Origin of the sequence: Qipengyuania sp., from assembly GCF_043423005.1 — a bacterium.
In the GTDB taxonomy this organism is placed as follows: domain Bacteria; phylum Pseudomonadota; class Alphaproteobacteria; order Sphingomonadales; family Sphingomonadaceae; genus Qipengyuania.
The window spans coordinates 1-25,230 of the sequence record NZ_JBHWMI010000007.1 but is presented as its reverse complement, the minus strand read 5'-3'; the positions used below and the strand labels follow the sequence as shown (position 1 = coordinate 25,230).

Annotated in this window: 25 protein-coding genes and 1 pseudogene; 17 read left to right on the top strand and 9 right to left on the bottom strand. The window is 66.5% G+C overall.

What is annotated here, in order from left to right; all coding sequences use genetic code 11:
* Positions 1 to 1,076: ATP-binding protein (locus tag ACHFFA_RS01595; protein WP_394269088.1), on the bottom strand; the 1,076-nt coding region annotated here is incomplete at its 3' end.
* 62 nt (positions 1,077 to 1,138) lie between these two features.
* A complete protein-coding gene (locus tag ACHFFA_RS01590; protein WP_394269087.1) occupies positions 1,139 to 2,299 on the bottom strand; it encodes a penicillin-binding protein activator in 1,161 nt (386 codons plus the stop codon).
* Between the two features lie 37 nt (positions 2,300 to 2,336).
* On the opposite strand from ACHFFA_RS01590, the gene rsmI reads away from it, so the two are divergent.
* From rsmI to ACHFFA_RS01570, 4 genes are read left to right on the top strand one after another with little or no spacing between them, the layout of a single operon-like run.
* Positions 2,337 to 3,188, top strand: a complete 852-nt coding sequence (gene rsmI, locus ACHFFA_RS01585; RefSeq protein ID WP_394269086.1) for a 16S rRNA (cytidine(1402)-2'-O)-methyltransferase — start codon at positions 2,337 to 2,339, stop codon at positions 3,186 to 3,188.
* Entirely contained in the window at positions 3,185 to 3,535 is a 351-nt protein-coding gene (locus ACHFFA_RS01580) for a YraN family protein (RefSeq protein WP_394269085.1), read from the top strand. Before rsmI ends, ACHFFA_RS01580 begins: the two co-directional genes overlap by 4 nt.
* Before the next feature lie 10 nt (positions 3,536 to 3,545).
* Positions 3,546 to 4,511 carry a glutathione synthase gene (gshB, locus tag ACHFFA_RS01575; protein ID WP_394269084.1) on the top strand — a complete coding sequence of 322 codons (966 nt, stop codon included), beginning with the start codon at positions 3,546 to 3,548 and terminating at the stop codon, positions 4,509 to 4,511.
* A gap of 25 nt (positions 4,512 to 4,536) precedes the next feature.
* Positions 4,537 to 5,145 (top strand): DedA family protein, encoded by a 609-nt coding sequence (locus ACHFFA_RS01570; RefSeq protein WP_394269083.1) that lies wholly within the window; start codon positions 4,537 to 4,539, stop codon positions 5,143 to 5,145.
* 4 nt (positions 5,146 to 5,149) lie between these two features.
* Here ACHFFA_RS01570 and ACHFFA_RS01565 read toward each other — a convergent pair whose 3' ends face one another.
* The 4 genes from ACHFFA_RS01565 to rph are packed head-to-tail and all read right to left on the bottom strand — an operon-like array spanning position 5,150 to position 8,576.
* Positions 5,150 to 6,046, bottom strand: a complete 897-nt coding sequence (locus ACHFFA_RS01565) for a tyrosine recombinase XerC (RefSeq protein ID WP_394269082.1) — start codon at positions 6,044 to 6,046, stop codon at positions 5,150 to 5,152.
* Complete coding sequence (hemW, locus tag ACHFFA_RS01560; protein ID WP_394269081.1) at positions 6,043 to 7,197, bottom strand: radical SAM family heme chaperone HemW; 1,155 nt, start codon at positions 7,195 to 7,197, stop codon at positions 6,043 to 6,045. Before hemW ends, ACHFFA_RS01565 begins: the two co-directional genes overlap by 4 nt.
* 39 nt (positions 7,198 to 7,236) lie before the next feature.
* Positions 7,237 to 7,863 (bottom strand): RdgB/HAM1 family non-canonical purine NTP pyrophosphatase, encoded by a 627-nt coding sequence (gene rdgB / locus ACHFFA_RS01555; protein WP_394269080.1) that lies wholly within the window; start codon positions 7,861 to 7,863, stop codon positions 7,237 to 7,239.
* Complete coding sequence (rph, locus tag ACHFFA_RS01550; RefSeq protein WP_394269079.1) at positions 7,860 to 8,576, bottom strand: ribonuclease PH; 717 nt, start codon at positions 8,574 to 8,576, stop codon at positions 7,860 to 7,862. Before rph ends, rdgB begins: the two co-directional genes overlap by 4 nt.
* A 112-nt stretch (positions 8,577 to 8,688) precedes the next feature.
* Between rph and hrcA the strand changes: the two genes are divergently transcribed.
* The 4 genes from hrcA (at position 8,689) to ACHFFA_RS01530 (ending at position 12,437) form a co-directional block, all read left to right on the top strand.
* Positions 8,689 to 9,732 (top strand): heat-inducible transcriptional repressor HrcA, encoded by a 1,044-nt coding sequence (hrcA, locus tag ACHFFA_RS01545; protein ID WP_394269078.1) that lies wholly within the window; start codon positions 8,689 to 8,691, stop codon positions 9,730 to 9,732.
* Positions 9,733 to 9,741: 9 nt separating this feature from the next.
* Positions 9,742 to 10,338: a nucleotide exchange factor GrpE gene (locus ACHFFA_RS01540; protein ID WP_394269077.1), complete on the top strand. Its 597-nt coding sequence runs from the start codon at positions 9,742 to 9,744 to the stop codon at positions 10,336 to 10,338.
* Entirely contained in the window at positions 10,335 to 12,083 is a 1,749-nt protein-coding gene (locus tag ACHFFA_RS01535) for a DUF885 domain-containing protein (protein ID WP_394269076.1), read from the top strand. Before ACHFFA_RS01540 ends, ACHFFA_RS01535 begins: the two co-directional genes overlap by 4 nt.
* A 63-nt stretch (positions 12,084 to 12,146) precedes the next feature.
* A complete protein-coding gene (locus tag ACHFFA_RS01530; RefSeq protein ID WP_394269075.1) occupies positions 12,147 to 12,437 on the top strand; it encodes a glycine zipper domain-containing protein in 291 nt (96 codons plus the stop codon).
* 54 nt (positions 12,438 to 12,491) lie between these two features.
* Here ACHFFA_RS01530 and ACHFFA_RS01525 read toward each other — a convergent pair whose 3' ends face one another.
* Both ACHFFA_RS01525 and ACHFFA_RS01520 read right to left on the bottom strand, forming a co-directional pair.
* Entirely contained in the window at positions 12,492 to 12,989 is a 498-nt protein-coding gene (locus ACHFFA_RS01525; protein WP_394269090.1) for a vgr related protein, read from the bottom strand.
* Positions 12,990 to 13,051: 62 nt separating this feature from the next.
* A complete protein-coding gene (locus ACHFFA_RS01520; protein ID WP_394269074.1) occupies positions 13,052 to 13,549 on the bottom strand; it encodes a copper chaperone PCu(A)C in 498 nt (165 codons plus the stop codon).
* 177 nt (positions 13,550 to 13,726) lie between these two features.
* On the opposite strand from ACHFFA_RS01520, the gene dnaK reads away from it, so the two are divergent.
* Together dnaK and dnaJ are read left to right on the top strand one after the other, a co-directional pair.
* A complete protein-coding gene (dnaK, locus tag ACHFFA_RS01515) occupies positions 13,727 to 15,655 on the top strand; it encodes a molecular chaperone DnaK (RefSeq protein ID WP_394269073.1) in 1,929 nt (642 codons plus the stop codon).
* Positions 15,656 to 15,733: 78 nt separating this feature from the next.
* Positions 15,734 to 16,846: a molecular chaperone DnaJ gene (dnaJ, locus tag ACHFFA_RS01510; RefSeq protein ID WP_394269072.1), complete on the top strand. Its 1,113-nt coding sequence runs from the start codon at positions 15,734 to 15,736 to the stop codon at positions 16,844 to 16,846.
* Here the strand turns inward: dnaJ and ACHFFA_RS01505 are convergent.
* Positions 16,835 to 19,168, bottom strand: coding sequence for a patatin-like protein (locus tag ACHFFA_RS01505; RefSeq protein ID WP_394269071.1), 2,334 nt, complete (start codon positions 19,166 to 19,168; stop codon positions 16,835 to 16,837). The two genes, dnaJ and ACHFFA_RS01505, sit on opposite strands and share 12 nt — an antisense overlap.
* A gap of 73 nt (positions 19,169 to 19,241) precedes the next feature.
* Here ACHFFA_RS01505 and radA point away from each other — a divergent pair, with 73 nt between their 5' ends.
* The 7 genes and pseudogenes from radA to ACHFFA_RS01470 all read left to right on the top strand — a co-directional run.
* Positions 19,242 to 20,603: a DNA repair protein RadA gene (radA, locus tag ACHFFA_RS01500; RefSeq protein WP_394269070.1), complete on the top strand. Its 1,362-nt coding sequence runs from the start codon at positions 19,242 to 19,244 to the stop codon at positions 20,601 to 20,603.
* A 24-nt stretch (positions 20,604 to 20,627) separates the two neighbouring features.
* Positions 20,628 to 21,161, top strand: coding sequence for a CvpA family protein (locus ACHFFA_RS01495; RefSeq protein ID WP_394269069.1), 534 nt, complete (start codon positions 20,628 to 20,630; stop codon positions 21,159 to 21,161).
* Between the two features lie 17 nt (positions 21,162 to 21,178).
* Complete coding sequence (locus ACHFFA_RS01490; protein ID WP_394269068.1) at positions 21,179 to 21,598, top strand: iron-sulfur cluster assembly scaffold protein; 420 nt, start codon at positions 21,179 to 21,181, stop codon at positions 21,596 to 21,598.
* 37 nt (positions 21,599 to 21,635) lie between these two features.
* Positions 21,636 to 23,267 (top strand): MFS transporter, encoded by a 1,632-nt coding sequence (locus tag ACHFFA_RS01485; protein WP_394269067.1) that lies wholly within the window; start codon positions 21,636 to 21,638, stop codon positions 23,265 to 23,267.
* Complete coding sequence (gene alr / locus ACHFFA_RS01480) at positions 23,267 to 24,307, top strand: alanine racemase (protein ID WP_394269089.1); 1,041 nt, start codon at positions 23,267 to 23,269, stop codon at positions 24,305 to 24,307. The genes ACHFFA_RS01485 and alr overlap by 1 nt, the downstream gene beginning before the upstream one ends.
* 68 nt (positions 24,308 to 24,375) lie before the next feature.
* Positions 24,376 to 24,945, top strand: coding sequence for a polyhydroxyalkanoate synthesis repressor PhaR (phaR, locus tag ACHFFA_RS01475; RefSeq protein WP_394269066.1), 570 nt, complete (start codon positions 24,376 to 24,378; stop codon positions 24,943 to 24,945).
* Between the two features lie 58 nt (positions 24,946 to 25,003).
* Positions 25,004 to 25,230: pseudogene (locus ACHFFA_RS01470) on the top strand (proline--tRNA ligase); the annotation flags it as partial.

Sequence of the window (25,230 nt, the reverse complement as noted above, 5' to 3'; positions counted from 1 at the left end):
TTTGTCAGCCGGTCCTTGGTCTGGCTCTGGAATTGCGGCTCGCGGATGAAGACGGACAGCATCAGTTCGCTGCCGACCATCAGATCGTCGGCGGTGATATCCTTCGCCTTCTTCTGGTTCACCAGTTCGCCGAAATGGCGCAGGCCCCGGACCAGTGCCTGCCGCAGGCCCTGTTCGTGGGTGCCGCCATCCGGCGTGGGCACGGTGTTGCAATACCAGCTCGTCGCCCCGTCGGAGAACAGCGGCCAGGCGATCGCCCATTCGACGCGGCCCTGCTCGTCGGGGAAATCCTGGCGACCGGTGAAGGGCTGCGCGGTGACGCACTCGCGCCCGCCCAGCTGTTCGGCCAGATAATCGGCCAGCCCGCCGGGAAACCTGAACACCGCCTCTGCCGGCACATCGGTTGCGGCAAGGCCGTCGGCGCATTTCCAGCGTATTTCCACCCCGGCGAACAGATAGGCCTTGGAACGCACCAGCTTGAACAGCCGTTTGGGGCTGAATTGCCGGTCGCCGAAGATTTCGGCGTCGGGGGTGAAGGTGACGGTGGTGCCGCGGCGATTGGGCGTGGCCCCCTGATGTTCGAGCGGACCGAGGGGCAGGCCTTGCGAAAACTCCTGCGCATACAGCTGCCGGTCGCGCGCCACCTCGACCCGGGTGCGCGACGACAGCGCATTGACCACGCTGACGCCGACCCCGTGAAGCCCGCCGCTGGTGGCATAGGCCTTGCCCGAAAACTTGCCGCCCGAATGCAGCGTGGTGAGGATGACCTCGAGCGAGGACTTGCCGGGATATTTAGGATGTTCGTCGACCGGGATGCCGCGGCCGTTGTCCGCGATGGTGACGGTGTTGCCTTCGTCCACCCGCACCTCGATCCGGGTGGCATGGCCGGCGACCGCCTCGTCCATGGCATTGTCGAGCACTTCGGCGACGAGGTGGTGAAGGGCCCGCTCGTCGGTCCCGCCGATGTACATTCCGGGGCGCCGGCGGACCGGTTCCAGCCCTTCGAGCACCTCGATGGCGGAGGCATCGTAATCGCCGCTGGGGCCGGGCGCGGCGTCGAACAGGTCATCGGACATGGCCAAGGCTATATCGCGAGCGCCTTCGCCCACACAAGCGCGGCCCTGCGGTTATCCGAAGGTCAGAACCCCGCTGGCGCTTCCGAGACGATCTGCACGGTGCCCTTGTTGATCTGCCGCACTTCCATCGCCCGTTCGACGACCCCGCTGCGCTGAAACCGGAATGCGCCGTCCACGCCGGTAAACCCCCCGCTGCTGCGCAATTGGTCGACCGGGAAAGGCCGGCCCACCCGCCAGTCGCGCGCGATGCGCAAGGTCAGGAGAACCGCGTCATAGCCCAGCGTCGCGATCCGATAGGGTTTGCTGCCGAACCGGCTTTCGTAGCTGTTGACGAAGCCGGCGTAGAGTTTGTCCGAAACCGAGGCGAACAACGCCCCGTCCAGCGCCGAACTGCGCAGGATCGCCGGATCCCCGCTCCACAATTCCGTGCCGATGATCTGCATCGTCCCGCGCCCGCCCGGCTTCAGGATGCTGCCACCCTGCGCGGCGAGGCGCGCGCCGTCGGCGATGACCACCCCGTCCACCCCGCCAACCGCGCGCACCCGTTCCGCCGCGCTCACGACCGAAGTGTTGCTGCGGGCATAGCGCTCGGTCGTGGCGACGTCCGCACCTACCGCCCGTGCAATGTCCAGGGCGGCTTTCTGCACCCGGTCGCCATAGTCGCCCTCGGGTGCCAGAATGGCAAAGTCGCGCGCGCCGGCGTTGGCGACGTGGCGCATCGTTCGCGCAACCGACTGTTCCGGCAGAATGCCCATCACGAACACATCGGGTCCGGCGACCGCCTGATCGTTCGTAAAGCTGACCAGCGGCACCCGCGCCCGCCGCGCCTCGGCCTGAACCTCGCCGACATTGCTGCCCAGCAGCGGACCCAGGATCAGCGCATTGCCGTCAGCGATCGCCTGCCCCGCCGCCTCGCGCGCGCCCTTTGCCGTATCATAGGTGGTGATGCGCAGGTTCTGCGCCCCGGTATCGAGGATCGCCATCGTAGTCGCATTGGCGATCGACTGGCCGACGGCCCCGTTGTCGCCCGTCAGCGGCACCAGCAGCGCGACACGGTGGCGTCCCTCGTCCTGCGGCAGTACCGTGGCGCTAGGCTCCGCGGTGGGGGCGGGGGCGGGGGCACGAGTGGGCGCCGGCGTCTTGGGAATGATCGAACAGCCGGCGAGCAGCATCGCCGCCGCCGCCGTCAGCACACCGCGCCGGTCGATTCTCGAAGCCACCATCTTGCCGCGTCCCTCGCTTGTGGTTCATTGGGGGCGGGTGAACGAATGCCAGCCATCCCCTGACCAGCCCCTCTTACCCGGTCTTTACATCGTCGCCACCCCTATCGGGAACCTTGGCGACATCACGCTGCGGGCGGTCGAGACGCTGCGCCGCTGTGACGGTGTCGCGTGCGAGGATACACGGGTCACCGGCAAGCTGATGCGCCACCTCGGTCTTTCCAAGCCGCTCTGGCGATACGACGATCACACCGAGGATCGCGACCGTGCCCGGCTGGTCGCCTCGATGCAGGACCGCGCCGTCGCGCTGGTGAGCGATGCCGGGACGCCGCTGGTATCCGATCCCGGCTACCGCCTCATCAACGCCTGCCTCGAGGCGGGGGTCATGGTGACCACGCTGCCGGGCCCCTGTGCGGCGATCGCCGCCCTCACTCTGGCCGGCCTGCCGAGCGACCGGTTCCTGTTCGCCGGTTTCCTGCCGGCGAAGGACAAGGCACGGCGCGACCTGCTGGACGAGCTGGCGGCAAGCCGCTCGACGATCATCCTTTACGATACCGCGCCGCGCCTCGTCCGGTCGCTGGCGGCGATTGCCGAGGCGATGCCGGGCCGCGAGGTCGCGGTCGCGCGCGAGCTGACCAAGTTGCACGAGGAATGCCGCCGCGGTTCGCCCGAGGCGCTCATCGCCCACTACGAAGCGCGTCCGCCCAAGGGCGAGATCGTCCTCCTGATCGGGCCGGGCGGGGCGGACGTTGGCGCGGCGCAGGACGTCGACGCCTTGCTGGACGAGGCGATGCTGGAGATGAAGCCCTCTCAGGCCGCTGCCGCGGTTGCGAGGGCGACCGGGCAGGATCGCAAGCTGCTCTATGCCCGCGCGCTGGCCCGCAAGCCATGAAGCGTCAGGTCGCCGAACGCAGCGGGCGCGACGCCGAAGCACGGGCCGCGCGCTGGCTGGAGGATCGCGGCTGGACCATCCTCGACCGAAGGGTCAAGACACCTGGGGGGGAAATCGATCTGGTTGCGCGGGGCGAAGGGCTGCTTGCCTTTGTCGAGGTCAAGTGGCGGCTGCGAGCCGGCGATTTGGACGAAGCGATCGACGAGCGCCGGTTGAGCCGCGTCGCCGCTGCGGCCGAGATCGCGGCCGATCGCTATCTTCTTCCCGGCGAAGACATGCGGGTGGACGTGCTTTTGCTTGCCCCCGGCGCGCCGCCCCGCCACATCGCCAATGCCTGGCAGCCATGAGGATACGTCAATGAGCCTGCGCGTCGCTGTCCAGATGGACCCCCTCGACAGCATCAATATCGCGGGCGACGGCTCGTTCGCGCTGATGCTCGGCGCTCAGGCACGCGGCCACTCGCTGTGGCACTACGATGTCGAAAGCCTTGCCTATGAGTCGGACGGCACGCCGCAGGGCAGGATTACCGCCCATGCCGCCCCGGTGACCGTCCGGCAGGTGCAGGGAGATCATTACGAGGTGGGCGAACTGCGCCGGATCGATCTGGCGCAGGACATAGACGTAGTGCTGATGCGGCAGGATCCGCCGTTCCACCTCGGCTACATCAGTGCCGCCTTCCTGCTCGACCGGCTTCAGGGCACCACGCTGGTCGTTAACGATCCGCGCGAGGTGGTGAACGCGCCGGAAAAGATGTTCGTCCTCGATTATGCGCAGTTCATGCCGCCGACCCTGGTGGCGCGCAGCCTCGAGGACATTCGCGAATTCCAGCGGCGTCACGGGGCCGTGGTGGTGAAGCCGCTGCACGGCAATGGCGGCAAGGCGATCTTCCGCATCGATGCCGACGGCACCAACCTGTCGGCGCTGAGCGAGGTCTTCAACCAGACCTGGCCCGAGCCGCACATGGTGCAGCCCTATCTCCCCGAGGTGGCCGAGGGCGACAAGCGCATCGTGCTGGTCGACGGTGAATTTGCAGGGGCGATCAACCGCTTCCCGGGCGAAGGTGAGTTCCGCTCGAACCTTGCCCAGGGGGGGCATGCCGAAGCGGCCACCTTGACCCCGCGCGAGGAAGAGATCTGTGCGGCGCTCGGCCCCGAACTCAGGCGGCGGGGGCTGGTGTTCGTCGGGATAGACGTTATTGGCGGCAAGTGGCTGACCGAAATCAACGTCACCAGCCCGACCGGTATCGTCGCCATCGATCGTTACAACGGGACCGACACGCCGGCCCGGATCTGGGATGCGATCGAACGCCGGCACCACTCGTAATAGATCATCGGAGCATACGGCACACATGAACGCCCTGATCCTCAGCGCCATCGCCGCGGGTGGTTATTTCGGCATCTTCCTGCTCATGGCACTGGAGAATATCTTTCCTCCGATCCCGTCCGAAATCATCATGGGCTATGGCGGCGTTCTCGTCGCGCGGGGGGAAATGTCGTTCTGGCCGCTGCTGCTGATCGGGACCGCGGGGACGGTTGCCGGGAACATGGTGTGGTACTGGCTCGGCGCGCGGTGGAGCGAGGATCAGATCCACGCCTTCGTCGACCGGCACGGTCGCTGGCTGACGATGGAGTGGGAAGAGTTCGACAAGGCCCGGACCCTGTTCCGCCGCCATGGCGACTGGGTGGTGTTCTTCCTCCGGTTTTCCCCCTTGCTGCGGACCATCGTGTCGCTGCCCGCCGGTCTGGCGAAGATGCAGCTGTGGCGGTTTCTGCTGTTCACTTTCCTCGGCTCGATCATCTGGAACGGCGCCTTGATCTGGGGCGGCAAGAAGCTGTCCGGCCTGATCGAGGAATACGAGACGATCGCGGGCTATGTGGTCGTCGGCATCATCCTCGCCGGAGTGGCGTTCTATGTCTACCGGGTGATTACCTGGAAGCCCGGCGGCGGTCGGGCCTGACGATTCAGGCCTGCTCGCGCGGGTGGGCGCCGCGGTAGGTTTCCAGCAGGCTCGCCGCATCGACCTTGGTGTAGATCTGCGTCGAACCGAGGCTGGCATGGCCCAGCAGTTCCTGCAGGCTTCTGAGGTCCGCCCCGGCGCCGAGCAAATGCGTTGCAAAGCTGTGCCGCAAGGCGTGTGGTGTGGCGCTCGCGGGCAGGCCCAGCATCGCCCGTGCGCGGGCCACGGCCTTCTGGACCATGCCTTGCGCCAGCGGCCCGCCCTTGGCCCCGCGAAACAGCGCCTCGCCTCGTTCCAGCGGCCAGGGGCAGAGCGCGGCATAGTGCGCCGTGGCCTCGCGCACGATGGGCAGGAGCGGGACGATGCGCTGTTTGCTGCCCTTGCCCGTCACCCGCAATGTTTCGCCCAGCGGCAAGTCCGCCCCGGTCAATGACAGGGCTTCGGCAATGCGTAGCCCGGCACCGTACAGGAGGAGCAGAACCGCCCGGTCGCGCGCCCCGATCCAGTCCTCGGCGGCCAGTTCGTCCACCGCATCGGCCAGCCCTATCGCATCGTCAGGGGTGACGGGGCGGGGCAGCCCTTTTTTCAGCCGGGGTCCCCGCATCCGTGGGGCCCCACATCCGGTAAGCCCAGCCTGCTCGCGGGCAAAGGCGAGAAACGCCTTCATCGCCGACAGCTCGCGCGCGGCCGATGGGTTGGACAGCCCCCCGGCACGCCGCGCTGCAAGATAGGCCCGTAGATCCGCCGTGCCGAGCGAGGCTATCGCCTGCCAGTTCGCCGGCTGATCAACGGGGAGCAGCCGCGCGGCGGCGGCGACGTAGGCGCGCACGGTATGGGGGGAACGGCGCCGCGCATGGGCGAGATGATCGTGCCAGGCGGCAAGCACCTCTTCCCGGGTCATGCGGCGACCAGTTCGCGGCCGACGATCTCGCCAAGGATCGCATCGAGCAACGGCATCCCCCTGTCGGTCAGGGCAAGGCGGCTGCCCCGCTGGGTCAGCAGGCCGAGATCGCGGTACAGGGTGACCTTGCCCTGATCGAGCAGCGCGGCGACCGGCACGGCGAACCGCCGGGCAAGGGCTTCGGTATCGATACCCTCGCTGAGCCGCAGACCGACGAGAAGTGCCTCGCTCGCCTGTTCGGCAGACCCGAGGGTTCGCTGTTCGTTGATCCCGTGGCCATGCTTGCTCACCGCTTCGAGATAGTTCTCGGGCTTGCGGTGCCGGGTGGTGGCGGTGCCTGAGGGCCGGCCATGGGCGCCCGGTCCGATCCCGCAATAGTCCCGATATCTCCAATAGGTCAGGTTGTGGCGGCTTTCCTCGCCGGGGCGGGCATGGTTGCTGATCTCGTAGGCGGGCAGCCCCGCCGCCGCCGTCAAGTCGCGGGTGAGGGCAAAGAGGTCCGCCGCCCGGTCATCCTCGAGCGGAACGAACGCGCCGCGGCGAACGTCTGTGGCGAAGCGGGTGGCCGGCTCGATAGTGAGCTGGTAAAGCGATAGATGCCCGGTCCCGATGGCGAGCGCGTCTCGCAGTTCGGCTTCCCAGGCATGCTCGTCTTGGCCGGGGCGGGCGTAGATGAGGTCGAAGCTGACCCGCGAAAAATGCGCTTGTGCGGTGGCGATGGCTCGGCGTGCCTCAGCCGCCCCGTGCAGCCGCCCGAGGAAGCGCAAGGCTGCATCGTCGAACGACTGCACCCCCAGCGAGACGCGGTTGACCCCGGCTGCGGCAAGCTCGGCAAACCGCGCTGCCTCGACCGAAGATGGGTTCGCCTCGAGCGTTATTTCGATCCCCGGCGCAAAGCCCCACAACCGCTCCGCCTCGCGCAGCAGCGCCGCGACCAGTGCAGGCGGCATCAACGAGGGAGTGCCACCACCGAAGAAGATGCTGGCAAGCGGTTCGCCCGCCGCGCCCACCTCGGCCTCGTGGCGCATGTCGGTCAGGAGCGCCGCCTCCCACGCCCCCATGTCCGCTTCTGCCCGGACATGCGAGTTGAAGTCGCAATAGGGGCATTTGGACAGGCAGAACGGCCAGTGAATGTATAGAGCTTGTGCCACGCCTGCGCCCTAGCACACCTGTGACCGAACCGGCGAGTGTCAGCCGAACTGATCGGCGACGAGCCGCGCGAAAGCAGCCGCGCGGTGGCTGTTGGCGTGCTTGGTCTCGGGCTCGATCTCGGCGAAGGTCAGTTCGCTGCCCAGCGGGACGAACACCGGATCGTAACCGAAGCCGAGATTGCCGCGCGGCGGCCAGGTCAGCGTCCCGTCGACGGTGCCTTCATAGACTGCGCTTTCGCCATCGGGCCAGGCGATCGCCAGCGTGCAGTGGAAGGCGCAGGCGCGCGAAATGTCCGGTCCCTTTTCGGCAAGCATTCCTTCGACCTTGCCCATCGCCATGTACCAGTCGCGCCCGGGATCGCCTTCGAACCACTGCCGCTCGGCCCAGTCGGCGGTGTACACGCCCGGCCTGCCGCCCAGCGCCTCGACACTCAGCCCGCTGTCGTCCGCGAGGGCCGGAAGGCCCGAAGCGGTCGCCGCCGACACCGCCTTGAGCAGCGCGTTCTGGGCAAAGGTCGTCCCCGTTTCGGCCGGTTCGGGCAGGCCCAGCGACCCGGCGGAAAGGCATTTCATCCCGTAAGGCGCCAGCAGCGCGGAGATTTCCTTCAGCTTGCCGGGGTTGTGGGTGGCGATGACCAGCGAGCCGCCGCCGAGCCGCCGGGTCATCCCCGCACCGCCTCGTCCTGCGCCCTGAAGATCTGCGCGCAACCGATCTGGGCGAGGCGGAGGAGGCGCAGGAAACCCTCTTCGTCATACGGCGCGCCTTCCGCAGTGGCCTGCGCCTCGGCGATCTTGCCGCCTTCGATGAGGACGAAGTTGGCATCGGCATCGGCGCCGCTGTCCTCGGGGTAGTCGAGGTCGAGGACAGGGGTGCCCTGATAGATGCCGCACGACACCGCCGCGACCTTGGCGATGATCGGATCCTCGGCCACCGCACCCGCCTTCATCAGGCCGTTGACGGCTAGCCGCAGCGCCACCCAGGCGCCGGAGATCGCCGCCGTGCGGGTGCCGCCATCGGCCTGGATGACGTCGCAATCGAGCGTGATCTGGTGCTCGCCGAGCTTCTTGAGATCGACTACGGCGCGCAAGCTTCGTCCGATAAGGCGCTGAATCTCCTGCGTTCTGCCGCTCTGCTTGCCCTTCGCCGCCTCCCGCTGGCCACGGGTATGGGTGGCCCGGGGGAGCATCGAATATTCGGCCGTGACCCAGCCTTCGCCCTTGTTGCGCATCCATGGCGGCAAGCGGTCCTCGACGCTGGCGGTGCATAACACCCTCGTATCGCCAAAACTGACGAGGCAGCTTCCCTCGGCATGGCGGGTGAAGCCCGTCTCGAAGGTAAGCGGGCGCATCTCGTCGGGTGCGCGGCCGGAAGGTCGCATGGTCGGTCCTTTGTGTTGGTCTGCCGCCGCGCTAGGCCATGAGGGGGGCTTTCGACAAGCGACCGGCGGAAGAAATTGAGAATCGCGTCGCCGCGCCCTAGCTTGCCCGGCGATGGCTTCGCCCCCGCTCACCGACCTGACCGAACGCGCGCGCGAAATCTTCCGCCTGGTGGTGGAAGGCTATCTTGCAACCGGGGTGCCGGTCGGGTCGAAGGCGCTGGCAGGTGGCGGCGGGGTGAATTTGTCGCCCGCCTCGATCCGTTCGGTCCTTGCCGATCTCGAACATCGCGGCCTGCTTGCCGCGCCGCATACCAGCGCCGGACGGATGCCGACCGAAAGCGGTCTGCGCCTGTTCGTCGATGCCATGATGCAGGTGGCCGAGCCGACGCGCGAGGAACGCGATGCGATCGAACAGCGCCTCGGCGCGAACGGACCGATCGAGCGCGCGCTGGAGGAGGCGAGCGCCCTCCTGTCGGACCTTTCGGGCGCGGCGGGCATGGTGATGGTGCCGGGGCGCGAGCCGATCCTGGCGCAAATCTCGCTCACCAACCTCGGCGCGGGCCGCATTCTGGCGATCCTCGTTGCGCAGGACGGGCATATCGAGAACCGCATCTTCGAACTGCCCCCCGGGCTCGCCGGCTTCTCTCTCGAGCAGGCCGGCAACTATCTGACCGAGCGCGCGGCGGGGCGGACCATGGCCGAAGCGGCAAGGATCATCACCGAAGAGATATCGAGCGATCGCAGTGCCCTCGATCAGGCAAGCCGCGATCTGGTGGCGCGCGGGCTTGCGGTCTGGTCGCACGATGCCGCCCAGCGCCCCGTGCTCATCGTGCGCGGGCAGGCGAACCTGCTCGACGAGATCGCGCTCGAGGATATCGACCGGGTGCGATCGCTGCTCGACGATCTGGAGAGCAAGCAATCGGTCGCCGCACTGCTCGATCATGCGCGCGAGGCGCAGGCGATGCGCATCTTCATCGGCAGCGAGAACCGGCTGTTCTCGCTCAGCGGATCCTCGGTCATCGCCGCGCCCTATCGGGACCGCGAGGGAAGGGTGGTCGGCGTCCTCGGCGTCATCGGGCCGACGCGGTTGAATTACGCCCGCGTTGTCCCCATGGTGGACCTCACGGCCCGATCCTTGGGCAAGCTGATGAGTTGACAGGATACGATGATCGATCAGGATACCGACGTGCCGAAGGCCGGCGCGCTCGACGAGGAAGCCGAACGCGAACTGGAAGGCGTGCCCGAGCACTTGCGCGAAGGCGGCGCGAATGGCGCCGATGCCGAACCGCAGGACGATGCGCTCGCCAGCTTGCGCGGCGATCTGGATGCCGCGCGTCAGGAGGTGCTGTACGCCCGCGCCGAAACGCAGAACGTGCGCCGCCGAATGGAAAAGGACGTTCAGGACGCGCGCAATTATGCCGCCACCGGCTTTGCGCGCGACGTGCTCAGCGTGTCGGACAATCTGGCCCGCGCGCTGGACTCGCTGCCAGCGGACCTGCGCGAGGACGAACGGCTGAAGGGTTTCGTCGCGGGGATCGAAGCGACCCAGCGCGAGCTTGAAAAGGTGTTCGCGCAGAACGGCATCACCCGCATCGCGGCGAAGGGACTGCCGCTCGATCCCAATCAGCATCAGGCAATGCTTGAAATCCCGACCGGGGACGCGGAACCGGGCACGATCGTGCAGGAAATGCAGGCCGGTTACATGATCAAGGATCGTCTGCTACGTCCGGCAATGGTTGGCGTCGCCAAGAAGCCCGAATGAGGGTGCGCCGGGCGCTGCGACTCGGCGTATTGGCGGCGGCGGCGGGCACCCCGTTGGCCGCCCAGACCGCTGACGAGCGTCTGGCCGCCCTCGGCGATGCCTATCATGATTATCGCCTCGAACAGGCGGGCGAGGTCGAGACGCCTTCGGGCGATACCCGGCCCGGCGATCGCTTGTGGTCCGTCACCCCGGCGGCCCATCAGGCCCGCGCCCGGCGTTATGCCGAATTCCTGACCCGGCTCGAGGCGCTGCCCCAATCCCAGCTGACCGCCGAAGGCCGCATCGATGCCGCGGTGCTGCGCACCCTGCTCGAACAGGAGATCGGCGATGCGCGCTTCTCCGAATGGGAGATGCCATTCGATAGCGATTCCAATTTCTGGTCCTATCTCGCCCCGGCCCGGGGGCTGGCATCGGCCGAGGAGTACGATGCCTATCTTGGCCGGATGCGCGACATCCCGCGCTATTTTGCCGAGCATCGCCAGAATGCCGAAGCCGGGCTGGCGCGCGGTTTCAGCGTGCCCCGGGTGGCGCTTGAAGGGCGGGATATGTCGATCAGCGCCTATCTGGTCGCCGATCCGCAGGACAGCGTGTTTTACGCCCCGTTCAAGGACATGCCCCCTGCGATCCCGCCAGCCGAACAGGAACGGTTGCGGGCAGAGGCGCTGAAGGTCATCTCGCAGGACGTCATCTCCGCCTACCGCGAATGGCTGACGTTCTTTCGCACGCAATACCTGCCGCGCACCCGGACCACCCTTGCCGCGGAAGCTATGCCGGACGGCAAGGCCTATTACGCGCAGCAAATCCGCCAATACACCACGCTCGATCTGGATGCGGAGGAGATCCACCGGATCGGGCTGGCCGAAGTGGCGCGGATCACTGCGGAAATGGAACGGGTGAAGGCGGAGGCCGGGTTCAGTGGCACGCTGCCGGAATTCGTCACCTTCCTGCGCAGCGATCCGCAATTCACCGCCAAGACCGCGGACGAGCTGATGGGCGTCTCGGCCTATGTCGCCAAGCGCGTCGATGGCCGGCTGGGTGACTATTTCGGATTTCTTCCCCGGCATCGCTTCACTATTTGGCCCGTCGCGCCGGACCTTGCACCGTTCTACACTGCGGGGCGCGGCGGGCTCGATGCGTGCCAGATGAATACCCATGATCTGCCCTCGCGGCCGATCTACAACATCCCCGCACTGACGCTGCACGAATGCGCGCCCGGCCATAGTTTCCAGATGGCGATCGCGCTTGAACAGAAGGAGGCGCCGCGGTTCCGGCGGCAAACCTATTTCTCGGGTTTCGGAGAGGGATGGGGCCTCTACACCGAATACCTCGGCGAAGAGATGGGCATTTACCGCACCCCGTATGAGCGGTTCGGGCGATTGTCCTACGAAATGTGGCGCGCCGCGCGCCTCGTGATCGATACTGGTCTTCACTCGAAGGGCTGGAGCCGGGAGCAGGCGGTCGATTATCTCGCCTCGCATACCGCGCTGTCGCAGCACGAGGTCGAGACCGAGATCGACCGCTACATCAGCTGGCCCGGGCAGGCGCTGGCCTACAAGCTGGGTGAGATGACCATCCGGCGCCTGCGGGGCGAGGCCGAGGCCGCGCTCGGCTCCAGCTTCGATATCCGCAAGTTCCACGATGTCGTTCTGTCGCTCGGATCGGTGCCGTTGCCGGCGCTGGAAGAACGGATCGCCGCCTTCATTGCCGACGGCGGCGAGGGCTTGGCCGGCGTTGTCTACGATTAAGCCCGGAACTGTAGAATGCTCTCGTCGGTATTCCGTGTCGACAGGATCACGATGGAGACGATGATGAAAACCAAGCTTCTGCTCGTCCCGGCCCTTGCGATGAGCACGCTGACCCTTGGCGCGTGCGCCGAAAACTATGCCGCCGAAGGCGCGGGCCTCGGCGCTGTCGCCGGTGCCGGCCTGGCCGCGGTGACCGGCGAGGACATCACGACCTATGCTCTGGCCGGCGCGGCAATCGGCGGCGTCGTCGGCTATTTCAAGGACAAGAACGACGATTGCGACGGCTATTACGACAACGGCCGCTATGTCGATGACGACTGCCGCTACGACGACCGCTACGCCCGCTACTTCTGATCGCTGGCAACATTAGAAGTATGCAAAAGGGGCTGCCGTCAAGGCGGCCCCTTTTCACGTCTGCGGCAGGCTATGCCCACGCGGTCGGGCGCCCGGAAAGTCCACCAGCAAATCATACGCGGCGACATCGCCGATCCCCGCCAGCCGGACCCCGTTGCGCAGGAAAAAGGCGTGCTTCACGATTTCGGCCTGTTGTTCGATGCCATAGCGACCAAGCCTCCACCCGGGCTTCAGACTGTAATCGTACCGCGCCCAGGGCATCCGGTGAGTGACGAGGTACCATTCGCCCAGGGTCTGCGTCTGCCACACATGGGTCAGTTCATGGATCAGCAGACCCTGCCGCAGGATATCCACGCGCGAGAAATCGTCGCAATAATTCTCCGCCTGCGGGTGAAAATGCAGGTGCCCGCGCGGGGCCATGGTCACCCGGCGCGGCTGGAAGGGAAACCATTTGCGGCGGCGGATCGTCACCCGCGAATAATCGATCGCCGTGCCGAAGATCGAACGGGCAAGATCGATCTCGCCCCGCGTTAGCGAACGCTCGCCCCCGATGATGCAGCCGGGGGGACGGGCCTGCGTCCCGCTATCGACGTCCAGCGTGTCGAGCGGCGCGGTCAGCGTTCGTCACCGGCCGAACGGATCGGGACCATGAAGCTCGTCTTGTCGCCGCCCTCGACCGTCAGCGTCACCTCGGTCTGTCCGCCCGCGGCGAGTTCCGGTGCGAGGTCGAAGACCATCACGTGATAGCCGCCCGGCGCGAAGGCAAAGGTCTGGCCTGCCGCCACAGTCTGCGGGCCGGCCGGTGCCATCGACATCTCGCCGTTGGCCGTCGTCATGGATGAGTGCATCTCGCTACGGCCGGCGCCTTCGACATCGGCCCGCAGTACGGCATGGTCCTGGAGCGAGGTGTTGACGATGTCGAAATACACCACCCCGGGATTGCCGGCGACCGCCGGAAGGATCAGCCGCGCGTTTTCTATCCGCAGGTCGGCGATATCCTCGGCATTCCGGGCGTCCGTCGCCGCTGGTTCAGGGGCGCTGCCATCGTTGCAGGCGCCCAGCACAAGGGCGCCAAGGGTAACGGCGGCAGCGGCGAGTATGGTCTGGCGCATGGCGGAATTTCCCTCTCGATGTTGCAGCCGCTGCTAGCCAAAGGCGTCTCTTGTGCCAAGAAAAACGGCTCTTATATCGCGCCGGTAAGTCACACTCGCACAGAGCCGCCGAGTGGTTTCGCCGTTCCGGGAGACCGAGCGTGCGGCGTCCAATTATTGAAAGAAGATGGGGAAACCATGAGCAAAGTTATCGGTATCGACCTCGGCACCACCAACAGCTGCGTGGCGGTCATGGACGGGGGCAAGCCCAAGGTTATCGAAAATTCCGAAGGTGCGCGCACCACGCCGTCGATCGTTGCCTTCACCAAGGACAGCGAGCGCCTGATCGGCCAGCCGGCCAAGCGCCAGGCGGTGACCAATCCCGACAATACGCTGTTCGCGATCAAGCGCCTGATCGGCCGCCGGTTCGACGATCCGATGACCAAGAAGGACATGGAGCTCGTCCCCTACGACATCGTCAAGGGCAAGAACGGCGACGCATGGGTCGAAGCCGGCGGCGAGGAATATTCGCCCAGCCAAGTTTCCGCCTTCATCCTGCAGAAGATGAAGGAAACCGCCGAAAGCTATCTCGGCGAAACCGTTTCACAGGCCGTGATCACGGTCCCCGCCTACTTCAACGACGCGCAGCGCCAGGCGACCAAGGACGCTGGCCAGATCGCCGGGCTCGAAGTGCTGCGCATCATCAACGAACCGACTGCCGCCGCGCTCGCCTACGGGCTCGACAAGAACGACGGCAAGACCATCGCGGTCTATGACCTTGGCGGCGGTACCTTCGACATCTCGATCCTCGAGATCGGGGATGGCGTGTTCGAGGTGAAGTCGACCAATGGCGACACCTTCCTCGGCGGCGAGGATTTCGACCAAGCGATCGTCGAATATCTGGCCGATCAGTTCAAGAAGAAGGAGAACATGGATCTGCGCAGCGACAAGCTGGCCTTGCAGCGGCTGAAGGAAGCCGCCGAGAAGGCCAAGATCGAGCTGTCCAGCGCGCAGACCACCGAAGTCAACCTGCCTTTCATCACCGCCCGCATGGAAGGCGGCAGCTCGACCCCGCTCCACCTCGTCGAGACGATCACGCGTGCCGACCTCGAACGGATGGTCGATGGGCTGATCAAACGCACGCTCGAGCCGTGCAAGAAGGCGCTCGAGGATGCCGGCATCACCAAGGATCAGGTCGATGAGGTGATCCTTGTCGGCGGCATGACCCGGATGCCCAAGGTGCGCGAAGTGGTGGAGCAGTTCTTCGGTTCCAAGCCGCACACCGGCGTCAACCCCGACGAGGTGGTGGCGATGGGTGCGGCAATCCAGGCCGGCGTCCTCCAGGGCGACGTCAAGGACGTGCTGCTTCTCGACGTGACTCCGCTGTCGCTCGGCATCGAGACGCTGGGCGGCGTGTTCACCCGCATGATCGACCGCAATACGACGATCCCGACCAAGAAGACCCAGACCTACTCCACCGCCGAGGACAACCAGAACGCGGTGACGATCCGGGTTTTCCAAGGCGAGCGCGAGATGGCAGCGGACAACAAGCTGCTGGGCCAGTTCGACCTTATCGGCATCCCCGCAGCCCCGCGCGGCGTGCCACAGATCGAGGTGACCTTCGACATCGACGCCAACGGCATCGTCAATGTCAGCGCCAAGGACAAGGGCACTGGCAAGGAGCAGCAGATCCGCATCCAGGCCTCGGGCGGCTTGTCCGATGCCGATATCGAGCAGATGGTGCAGGACGCGGAAAAGTTTGCCGAAGAGGACAAGAAGCGCCGCGAAAGCGCCGAAGCCCGCAACCAGGCGGACAGCCTCGTCCATGCGACCGAGAAGCAGCTCGAAGAGCATGGCGACAAGCTCGACGCTTCGCTCAAGAGCGAAGTACAGGACAAGGTCGCCGCGCTCAAGACGGCGCTCGAGGGTGACGATGCGGCGGAGATCAACGCCAAGTCGCAGGACCTGTCGCAGTCGGCGATGAAGATGGGGCAGTCGATCTACGAGGCCGAGCAGAGCAAGGCCGGGGCCGATGCCGGTAGCGATTCTGCCGGCGGTGCCGGGAACGCGGACGACGACGTGGTCGACGCCGAGTTCTCCGAAGTCGACGAAGACGCGAAGAACTGATCGCTACGATGAAAACGCCAGCCGCCACCGGTGCCAGCCGCGCCGGTGGCGGCAAGGCTTTCAGTTCACGAGATCGCCATGCCAGCCACTGAAATCGACTTTTACGAGATCCTCGGGGTCAGCCGCGATGCCGACGGGGCGACCATCAAGAGCGCCTACCGTAAGCTCGCCATGCAGCATCACCCGGACCGAAATCCCGGGTGCGGCGAAAGCGAGGCCAAGTTCAAGGCGATCAGCGTCGCCTATGACTGCCTCAAGGATCCGCAGAAGCGCGCCGCCTATGACCGGTTCGGCCATGCCGCCTTCCAGCAGGGCATGGGCGGCGGGCATCCGGGCCAGGATTTCGGCGACATCGGCGACATCTTCGAGACGATCTTCGGCAGCGCTTTCGGTGGCGGGCGGGCCCAGCCACGGCGCGGGGCCGACCTTCGCTATGATCTGCAGATCGATCTGGAGGACGCCTTTCACGGCAAGTCCGAGGATATCGAGATCGAGGTCAGCCAGACCTGCGATACGTGCCACGGTTCGGGCGCCACGCCGGGAACCCGTGCGCGCACCTGCAACCTGTGTCAGGGGCAGGGCAAGGTCCGGGCCAAGCAAGGCTTCTTCGTCGTCGAACGGCCATGCCCCAATTGCCATGGCCGGGGCGAGGTCATCACCAGCCCCTGCCGCGATTGCCGGGGCGAGGGGCGGGTCGACACTCCGCAGACGATCCGCGTCGATATTCCGCCGGGCGTCGATACCGGTACCCGCATCCGCCTGTCGGGCAAGGGCGAAGCCGGCCCTCATGGCGCCCCCCCGGGCGACCTCTATATTTTCGTGCACGTCCGCGCCCACGCCCTGTTCCAGCGCGAATCGACGACGCTCATCACCCGTGTGCCGATAAGCTTCACCACGGCGGCGCTGGGCGGATCGATCGAGATCCCCTCGCTCGACGGTGAGAGCCTGTCGCTGGAAATCCCGGCTGGTATCCAATCGGGCAAGCAGCTGCGGCAGCGCGGCGCCGGGATGCCGGTGCTGCAAGGTCGCGGGCGGGGCGACATGGTCATCGAGATCGCGGTCGAAACACCGACCCGGCTGACCAAGGAGCAGCGCGGCCTGCTGGAACAGTTTCGCGAACTCGAAACCGGCGAGGAGTGCCCGGAAAGTCGCGGCTTCTTCGACAAGATCAAGACCGCGCTAGGCGGCTGATCCGCCGGCACCCATGCGGGCGGCAATTTCCTGCCGTATTCCGTCCAGCAGCGCCGGGGTGCAGCGACCGGTGGATTGTTCCTCGTCCACCACGGCGAGGAACGCGCGCCGCTTGAAGGCAAGGGCGGTCTGCGCAATATCGGCATCGCCGAGGGTCGAAAGGACGAGGTCGATCATCCGTTCCGCCCCGTGCAGCCGCCCCCACAAATAGTCGTTTTCGCGGTAGGCGCGGCTGAAGAAGGCGCCGAAATTGTAGAACTCGATCCCGCGCAAGGTCGCCGCCGTACCGCCTTCGCGGATGGATGTGGCGTCTTCCGGACTGATGCGATCGACCTTGATCGGGTCGAACTCGGTCAACCCCTCATTCTGGACCAGCGGCAAGGTCGCCGCATCGTAGAACGGAAAGCCGAGATAGGCGAACAGCATCCGCCGCCGCAGGTTTACCGGCATCGCGTCCAGCGTTTCGGCCAGCATCGCCTCGGCCTGTTCGTCCACCGCCGGAAGCCGGCGGCGTTCGCGCAGGAGGTCGAGCACCCGGCCGGGGCCGGCATAGACTTCGCCAGCCGCTTGCGCGAAATCCGCCCCCATCGCGGCGGCATCTTCGCACGGAAAATAAAGCGCAAGGATCGCGAATACCGCGTCGCGCGCGGTTTCGATGGCTTCGCCGTCGATCGTCTCGTCCGCGTCCCAGTCCCGCGCGAGACGCCGGGCCAGCAGCCGCAGCCGCCGGATGCGAAACGCAACGTCGTGTTCGCGGAAGAAGGCAATCACGTTTGGCGTCGCGCCGCCGGCCGGCTCGATCAGATGTTCCACCCCGCGGCGGGCCAGTTCGGCGCGCAACGCCGCCTCGACCGGGGCCAGATCCTTACCTGCGCCCGTGCCCCCGGCCTCGATCGTCATCTCCGCCAGGCGGGTGATGATGCCGGCAAGTTTCGCCTGATCGTAAGAGAGGAAGGCGTATCCCGCCTGCTCGGCCGCGGCCTGCTGAGCCTTTTGCCGCCATGCGGCGAGACGGCGGGGGGTCGGGCGATCGAGGAACAGGGTGCGCCCGAACAACCGCTCGACCGTGCGCTCCACCTGCGGGCGCAAGGCGGCAAGAATGCGGGCGAGGCGTTCGGCATCGCGGCTTTGCTGTGCCAGCTGTTCGAGATTGTCGCGAATCGGCTGTTCGCGGGGGAGGGCCGACAGCGAGCCGAAGATGGCATTGAAGAAGCCCACTTCGCGCTGGGCCGTGTCGGTCCGTTCGCGCAGACGGTCGGGGCGCGGGTCGACATAGACGAAGCGCCGGTCGACTTCGCGCTGTGCCGGGCGTCCGCGCAGGGACGCCATCGCCCCGCCGAACGGCTTGTTGACCAGCACCGACCCGTCGATCAGCGAGACGCCTTCGGCGTTTCCGGCGCGGGCGTGAGCGGGCATGATCCGCTCGACGAATGCGCCGCGTTCGGACCACTCGCGGCGGCTGCGCTCTGCCAGCGCGTCGATCTCGGCCAGCCGCAACGGCGGAAAGGCGCCGGGGAAGCTGGCCGTAGCGCGCGCGGCGAACACCAGTTCGAGCGGATTGGCAAGATCGACTCCGCCTTGCGCCGGGGTCTTGCTCTGGAATGCGATCGGCAGGCGGTGCTCGCTATCTTCGACCACCGGTGGGCTGTGCAGCCGCAGCAGTTCCAGGTGGCCATGGAAATCGGTCGCAGTGACGAACAGATCGAGCGGATGCTGCGGCGGCAACAGCGGGGGTTCTACCGGGCTTGCCGCCATGGCGCCGAGGGCCTGCTCCAGCAGATGCGAAAAGCCCAGCCCCGAGAACGGCGGTTCGAACCACCGTCCGCGGATCAGGTGCGAAACCTTGCGCCGCACCTCTTCACGGGTTTCGGGGGCGACGGTTTCGGCAATGGCATTGGCGGGCCTGGTCAGCAGCCAGCTGGCGAAGGGTTGCGCCCATGCCTTGTCGAAGCGCCATTTCAGCCGCGCTTCGGGCGCCACCAGCTTGTCGGTATCGGCGTTTTCCAGCCACAGATCGGTCAACGGCTCGAGGCTTTGCCCCGAATGGATCGCCTGGGCGAGGAAGATGGCGTTGATGCCGCCCGCGCTGGCGCCGGAAAGAATGTCGGGCAAGACGCGCAGGCGCAGGCGGTGGACATTCTCGATCTCGTGCAGCAGCTCGCGATAGACGCTGTGGATGCCCCCACGTCCGCCATGCCCGGCGATATGATCGCGGCTCGCGCGGGCCAGCTGCCACAACTCGCGCGTGACCCCGTGCATGTACACGGCGAGGCTGACCCCCCCATAGCAAATCAGGGCAATTCGCAGTTCTTTCTGCCGCATCGCCGGAAGCTGTGCCGTGCTTGCGCCCGCTTGGCAATTGCGTTCGACAAATGTTCCCGCTAGCGGACGGGTCATGGCCAAGCCCAAGAAACGCTATGTCTGCCAGGCTTGCGGCAGCATTTCCCATCGCTGGCAGGGGCAATGCGCGGACTGCGCGGAATGGAACACGCTGGTCGAGGATGTTCCCGCCACGGTCTTTTCCCAGAAGCACGATTTGTCGAGCGGAGGGCGCGCGGTCGAATTCGTCGATCTCGACAAGCCGGGCGCCATGCCTGTCCGCCAGCCAACCGGGCTGGCCGAGTTCGACCGTGCCCTTGGGGGGGGCCTCGTTCCCGGCAGCGCGATCCTGATGGGCGGCGATCCGGGCATCGGCAAGTCCACCTTGCTGTTGCAAGCGGCGGCCAAAATTGCGCGCGAGGGTCGCGGAGTCGTTTACGTCAGCGGCGAAGAGGCCGCGGGGCAGGTGCGGATGCGCGCCGCGCGGCTCGGCCTGTCGGATGCGCCGGTCAAGCTCGCTGCGGCAACAGGTGTGCGCGACATCCTGACGACCCTCCATACCATGCCGCCGCCAAGCCTGCTGGTGATCGATTCGATCCAGACCATGCATTCCGACACCATCGAGGGCGCGCCGGGTACCGTCAGCCAGGTGCGCGGCTGCGCGTTCGAGCTGATCCGCTATGCCAAGGAAAGCGGCGCTGCGCTGGTGCTGGTCGGCCATGTGACCAAGGACGGCAGCATCGCCGGACCGCGCGTGCTCGAACACATGGTCGACGTGGTGATGAGCTTCGAGGGCGAGCGCAGCCACCAGTACCGCATCCTGCGCGCACTGAAGAACCGTTTTGGCGCGGTGGATGAGATCGGCGTCTTCGCGATGGCCGGAGAAGGGCTGGAGGAGGTCGAGAATCCTTCCATGCTGTTTCTGTCGGGTCGCGAACAGCCACTGGCGGGTAGCGCGGTGTTCCCCGCGGTCGAGGGGACGCGCCCGGTACTGGTCGAAATCCAGGCTCTGATTGTGCGCTTGCAATCGGGGGCGACGCCCCGCCGCGCGGTGGTCGGCTGGGACAACGGCCGGCTCGCCATGCTTCTCGCCGTGCTCGAATCGCGCTGCGGGCTCAATTTCTCGTCGGCCGAGGTCTATCTCAACGTCGCCGGTGGATACCGGTTGTCCGACCCCGCGGCCGATTTGGCCGTGGCGGCGGCGCTGGTCAGCGCGCTGGCCGACAAGCCCCTCCCTGATCGCAGCGTCTGGCTCGGCGAAGTGTCGCTCGCAGGAGAAATCCGCCCGGTCGCTCATGCCGCTCTGCGCCTGCGCGAGGCGGCGAAGCTGGGCTTCGATCGCAGCTTCGGCCCGGCCGATGTCCCCGGGCGCGGCGATGGCTTCGCCTACAGTGGCCTTGTGCAACTGGCCAACCTCGTTGACCGGGTGATTTGTTAATCATAATCGGCTAGCGCGGGCGCTATGACGGGTTTCGATCTTATCGTTCTGCTGATTGTCGGGCTGACCGCGGTCGGTGGTTTCCTGCGCGGCTTCGTGCAGGAAATCCTCTCGCTGGCGGCGTGGATCCTGGCGGCCTGCGCGATCCGCTTCCTCCATACCGACCTCACCCTCGCAATGCAGGGCTACCTGGGGCAGGGCGTCGCCACCTCCGTGCTGGCCTTCGCCCTGCTGCTGCTGATCCCCTATGCGGCGATGAAACTGATCGCCACCAACGTGGGGCGGGTCTCGCGCGATTCCATGCTCGGTCCGATCGATCGGGTGCTGGGCTTCGGGTTCGGCGCGCTCAAGGGCTTTGTCATCGTGGTGATCGGCTTTTCGCTGCTGGTCCTGGGATACGATCCGGTGTGGGACTACCGCGGGCGGCCGAACTGGATGACGACCGCGCGCAGCTACGAACTGATCGACGGTGCCTCGCGCGCGCTGGTCGAGGTGCTGGCCGAACGCCGCGACCGGATCCTGGGAGAAAGCCCGCCCACGGGCGACGGGGCGGCGTGAACGCGGCGGCAAGGCCAGTGCTTTATACGCGAGAGATGCTCGCGCTCGCGGTCGAACTTGCAGACTATCCCTTCGATGTCGAAGCCCCGCTCGTCGCAGAGGCGCGGTCGCGGTCCTGTGGCGGGGTTCTGAAGCTGTCGGCGCGGCCGGATACGCAGGGCAGGTTGCGAAACATCGGCCTCGCTGCGGCCACCTGTGCGGTCGGCCAGGCGGCGGCGGCCATCTTCGCCCGCCATGCCGACGGGACGGGGGCGGCCGATCTCTCGCAGGCTGCGCGCGATATTGCGGCATGGCTCGAGGGGTCCGGCCCGCAGCCGGAATGGCCCGGTCTCGGCGTACTCGCACCGGCCCGCGATTATCCCGCCCGCCACGGGGCCATCCTGCTGCCGTGGAAGGCAGCGCTCGACGCGCTTTCACGCCTGCCCGCGCACGGCTAAGGGGAGGCACGAGCGGGCGAGGGAGGGGAATCGCTGCATGGACGGACCGGTTGACAACACCTTGCGCGAACCGAGTGAACGCGAGATCCGTCTCGTCATCGCCGCAAGCAGTGCGGGCACCGTGTTCGAATGGTACGATTTCTTCATCTACGGCACGCTCGCCGCGGTAATCGGAGCGGCCTTCTTCCCCAGCGGCAACGAGACGCTGCAAATCCTCCTGGTGTGGGCGGGTTTCGCGGTCGGCTTCGGCTTCCGCCCGCTCGGCGCAATCCTGTTCGGTTATCTGGGCGATCGGTTGGGGCGCAAGTACACCTTTCTCGTCACTGTCACCCTGATGGGCGTCGCCACTGCCGGCGTCGGCCTGATCCCCAGTGCGGCGAGCATCGGGATCGCCGCCCCCATCATCGTGATCGGCCTGCGCATCCTCCAGGGCCTTGCGCTGGGCGGGGAATACGGCGGCGCAGCGATCTACGTGGCCGAGCACGCCCCGCCGGAAAAGCGCGGCTTCTACACCAGCTTCATCCAGGCCAGCGTCGTCGGCGGGTTCGTCCTGTCGATCCTCGTGGTGCTGGCCTGCCGCGCCCTGATCCCGGCAGACGCCTTTGCCGCGTGGGGCTGGCGGGTGCCGTTCCTGCTGTCGCTGATCCTGCTCGGCATTTCGCTGTGGATGCGGCTCAAGCTGTCGGAAAGCCCGGTGTTCCAGGCGATGAAGGCGGCGGGGGAAACCTCGGCCAACCCGTTCCGTGAAAGCCTGACCTATCCGGGCAATCCCAAGCGGATCTTCGTCGCGCTGTTCGGCATCACCGGGGTGCTGACCACCATCTGGTACACCGCGTTCTTTTCCGGCCTCAGTTTCCTGCGCGGTCCGATGCGGATGAACGAGACGCTGGTGGAGTGGATCCTGCTGATCGCGGGAACGCTGGCGATGGGGTTCTACATCATGGTCGGGAAATGGAGCGACCGGGTGGGTCGCAGCAAGCCAATCATCATCGGTGCGATTGCCACACTGGCGCTGCTGTTCCCGGTGTTCTGGGGCATGGGGGCGCTCGCCAATCCCGGCCTGGCCCGGGCTGCGGCAGAGCGTCCGGTGCTGGTGTTCGGTCAGGATTGTTCGACCGATCCCTTCGCCGAGCTGTTCGGTCGCGAGCAATCGCCCTGCGGCAAGCTGCTCGAAACGCTGACTGCCAGCGGCGTCGCCTACGAGGTCCGCACGGCCGAGGCGCTGGCGCTCAGTGTGGGCTTCAAGGCGGTCAGGCTGCTGCCCGAATGGCAAGACGATGCCGCGGCACGGCGCGATGGGGTGCAGGCGGCACTGGCGCAGGAAGGGTTCGATTTCAGCCGGCAGACCCCGCCGTTTGCCAATGTGGTCGGCATCATTGCGCTGCTGCTGGTGCTGGGCCTGCTGTCGGCGCTGACCTATGGTTCGGTCGCGGCGCTGCTGGCCGAGATGTTTCCGCCCCGCATCCGCTACAGCTCGATGTCGATCCCCTACCACATCGGGGCCGGCTACCTCGGCGGGTTCCTGCCGCTGATCGCCGGGATCATCGTCGCGCGGACCGGCGATGTCTACGCCGGCCTGTGGTACACCTGGGCGGTGGTCGCGTTCGGAGTGATCGTTGCCTGGTGGGGCCTTCCGGGCGGACCGCCGCGGGATTTCGAGGACGCGTGATCATTCCGCCGCCGCCCCCGACCCTGGACCTCGCCCTCGACACCGCGGCGCTGGCCGACAACTGGCGCGCGCTGGACCGGTTGAGCGGGAAGGCGCGGGCAGGGGCCGCGGTCAAGGCCGATAGCTATGGCCTTGGCGCGGCGCGCTGCGTCCCGGTCCTGCGCGATGCCGGGTGCCGCGATTTCTTCGTCGCCCACTGGAGCGAGGTTGCCCCCCTGCTGCCTTTCGTACCCGCTGCCAGCATCGCGGTGCTTCATGGTGCGCAGTCCCCGGCAGAGGTCGCCTATGCCCGCGCCACCGGGGCGATGCCAGTGATCGGATCGCTGCGAGAGGCGCAGCTATGGCTCGATGGCGGGGGTGGGCCGTGCCATGTGATGATCGACACCGGGATCAACCGCCTCGGCCTTTCTCAGCACGAGGTGGGCGATCCCGTCCTTCGCCGGCTTCAGATCGAGGTGCTGATGAGCCACCTTGCCGATGCCGATGCCGATAGCCCGATGAACGAACGCCAGCGGGCCGCATTTCAAGAGGCGACCGGCCAGCTCCCGCATCGCCAGACAAGCCTGGCGAATAGCGCCGGGATCGCGCTGGGAGACGGGTTTCACGGCGATCTCACGCGGCCGGGCCTGGCCCTCTATGGCGGCGTCCCGCGGGCCGAGCTGGCGAGCGCAATCCGGCAGGTCACCTACCCGCGCGCGCAACTGCTGCGCACCCGCACCATCGCGGCGGGCGAGACGGTGGGTTACAACGCCACTTTCCGCGCGGCGGCCGAGATGCGTATCGGGGTCGTCTCGCTTGGCTATGCCGATGGAATCCTGCGCGCCTGGGGCGGCGCTGCGTTCGTGCACGAGGGGCGGCGGCTGCCCATTCTGGGCAAGGTCTCGATGGACATGATCGTCGTCGATCTCGGCGCGGCGCCCGGCCTTTGCGAGGGCGATTGGGTGGATCTGCCTTACGATCTTCCCATGGCGGCGCAGCAGACCGGTCTGTCGCAATACGAGCTTCTTACGGTACTCGGCCGCCGGTTCGCCCGGACATAGCGCGGTTGCGCCTGCTCTTGTGCAGGTGCTAAGCCAGAAGCCGAACCTGCATTACGGGACAGCAAGCGATGGCGAGGAAGACAGCCGAAGGCGAACCCATCACGATCAAGAAATACGCCAATCGCCGGCTCTACAACACCGATACCAGCAGCTATATCACGCTCGACGATCTTGCCGCGATGGTCCGCGCCAATGTCGATTTCAAGGTGGTCGATGCCAAGAGCGGCGAGGACATCACCCATTCGATCCTCACCCAGATCATCGTCGAAGCCGAAGCCAGCGGCAGCTCGCAGATGCTCCCGGTCAGCTTCCTGCGCGACCTTATCGGGATGTACGGCAATTCGATGCAGGCGATGATGCCGACCTATCTCGAGGCCAGCATGAATGCCTTCCGCAGCAATCGCGAGCAGTTGCAGCAGGCCTTCCACAAGGGGATGGGGGCCAATCCCTTTGCGACGATCGCGGAAACCAACCTGCGGATGATGCGCAGCGCCGCCGAAGCCTTCATGCCCGGCGGCGCGTCCAGGCCGCCCGCAAGCGATCCTGCGGCGGGCGAGAGCGCGTCACCTGATGCGCTCGATGAAATGCGCGCGCAACTGGCGGCCATGCAGAAGAAGCTCGACGAGCTTGGCAAATAGCGTCATCGGCGCGCGCATCCCGGCCGCCCGGCCGTCACAGCATACAGGAACGACAAACGTGGCCCAGATCCGCCATGCGCTGAACGTCAAGCGCGCCGACGATTTCGCTGCCTGGTATCAGGAGGTCATCTCGGCTGCTGAAATGGCCGAGGAAAGCGGCGTGCGCGGCTGCATGGTCATCCGTCCCTGGGGCTTCGGCATCTGGGAGCGGATGCAGCGCCTGCTCGACGACCGGATCAAGGCGACCGGCCACGAAAACGCCTATTTCCCGATCTTCATCAGTAG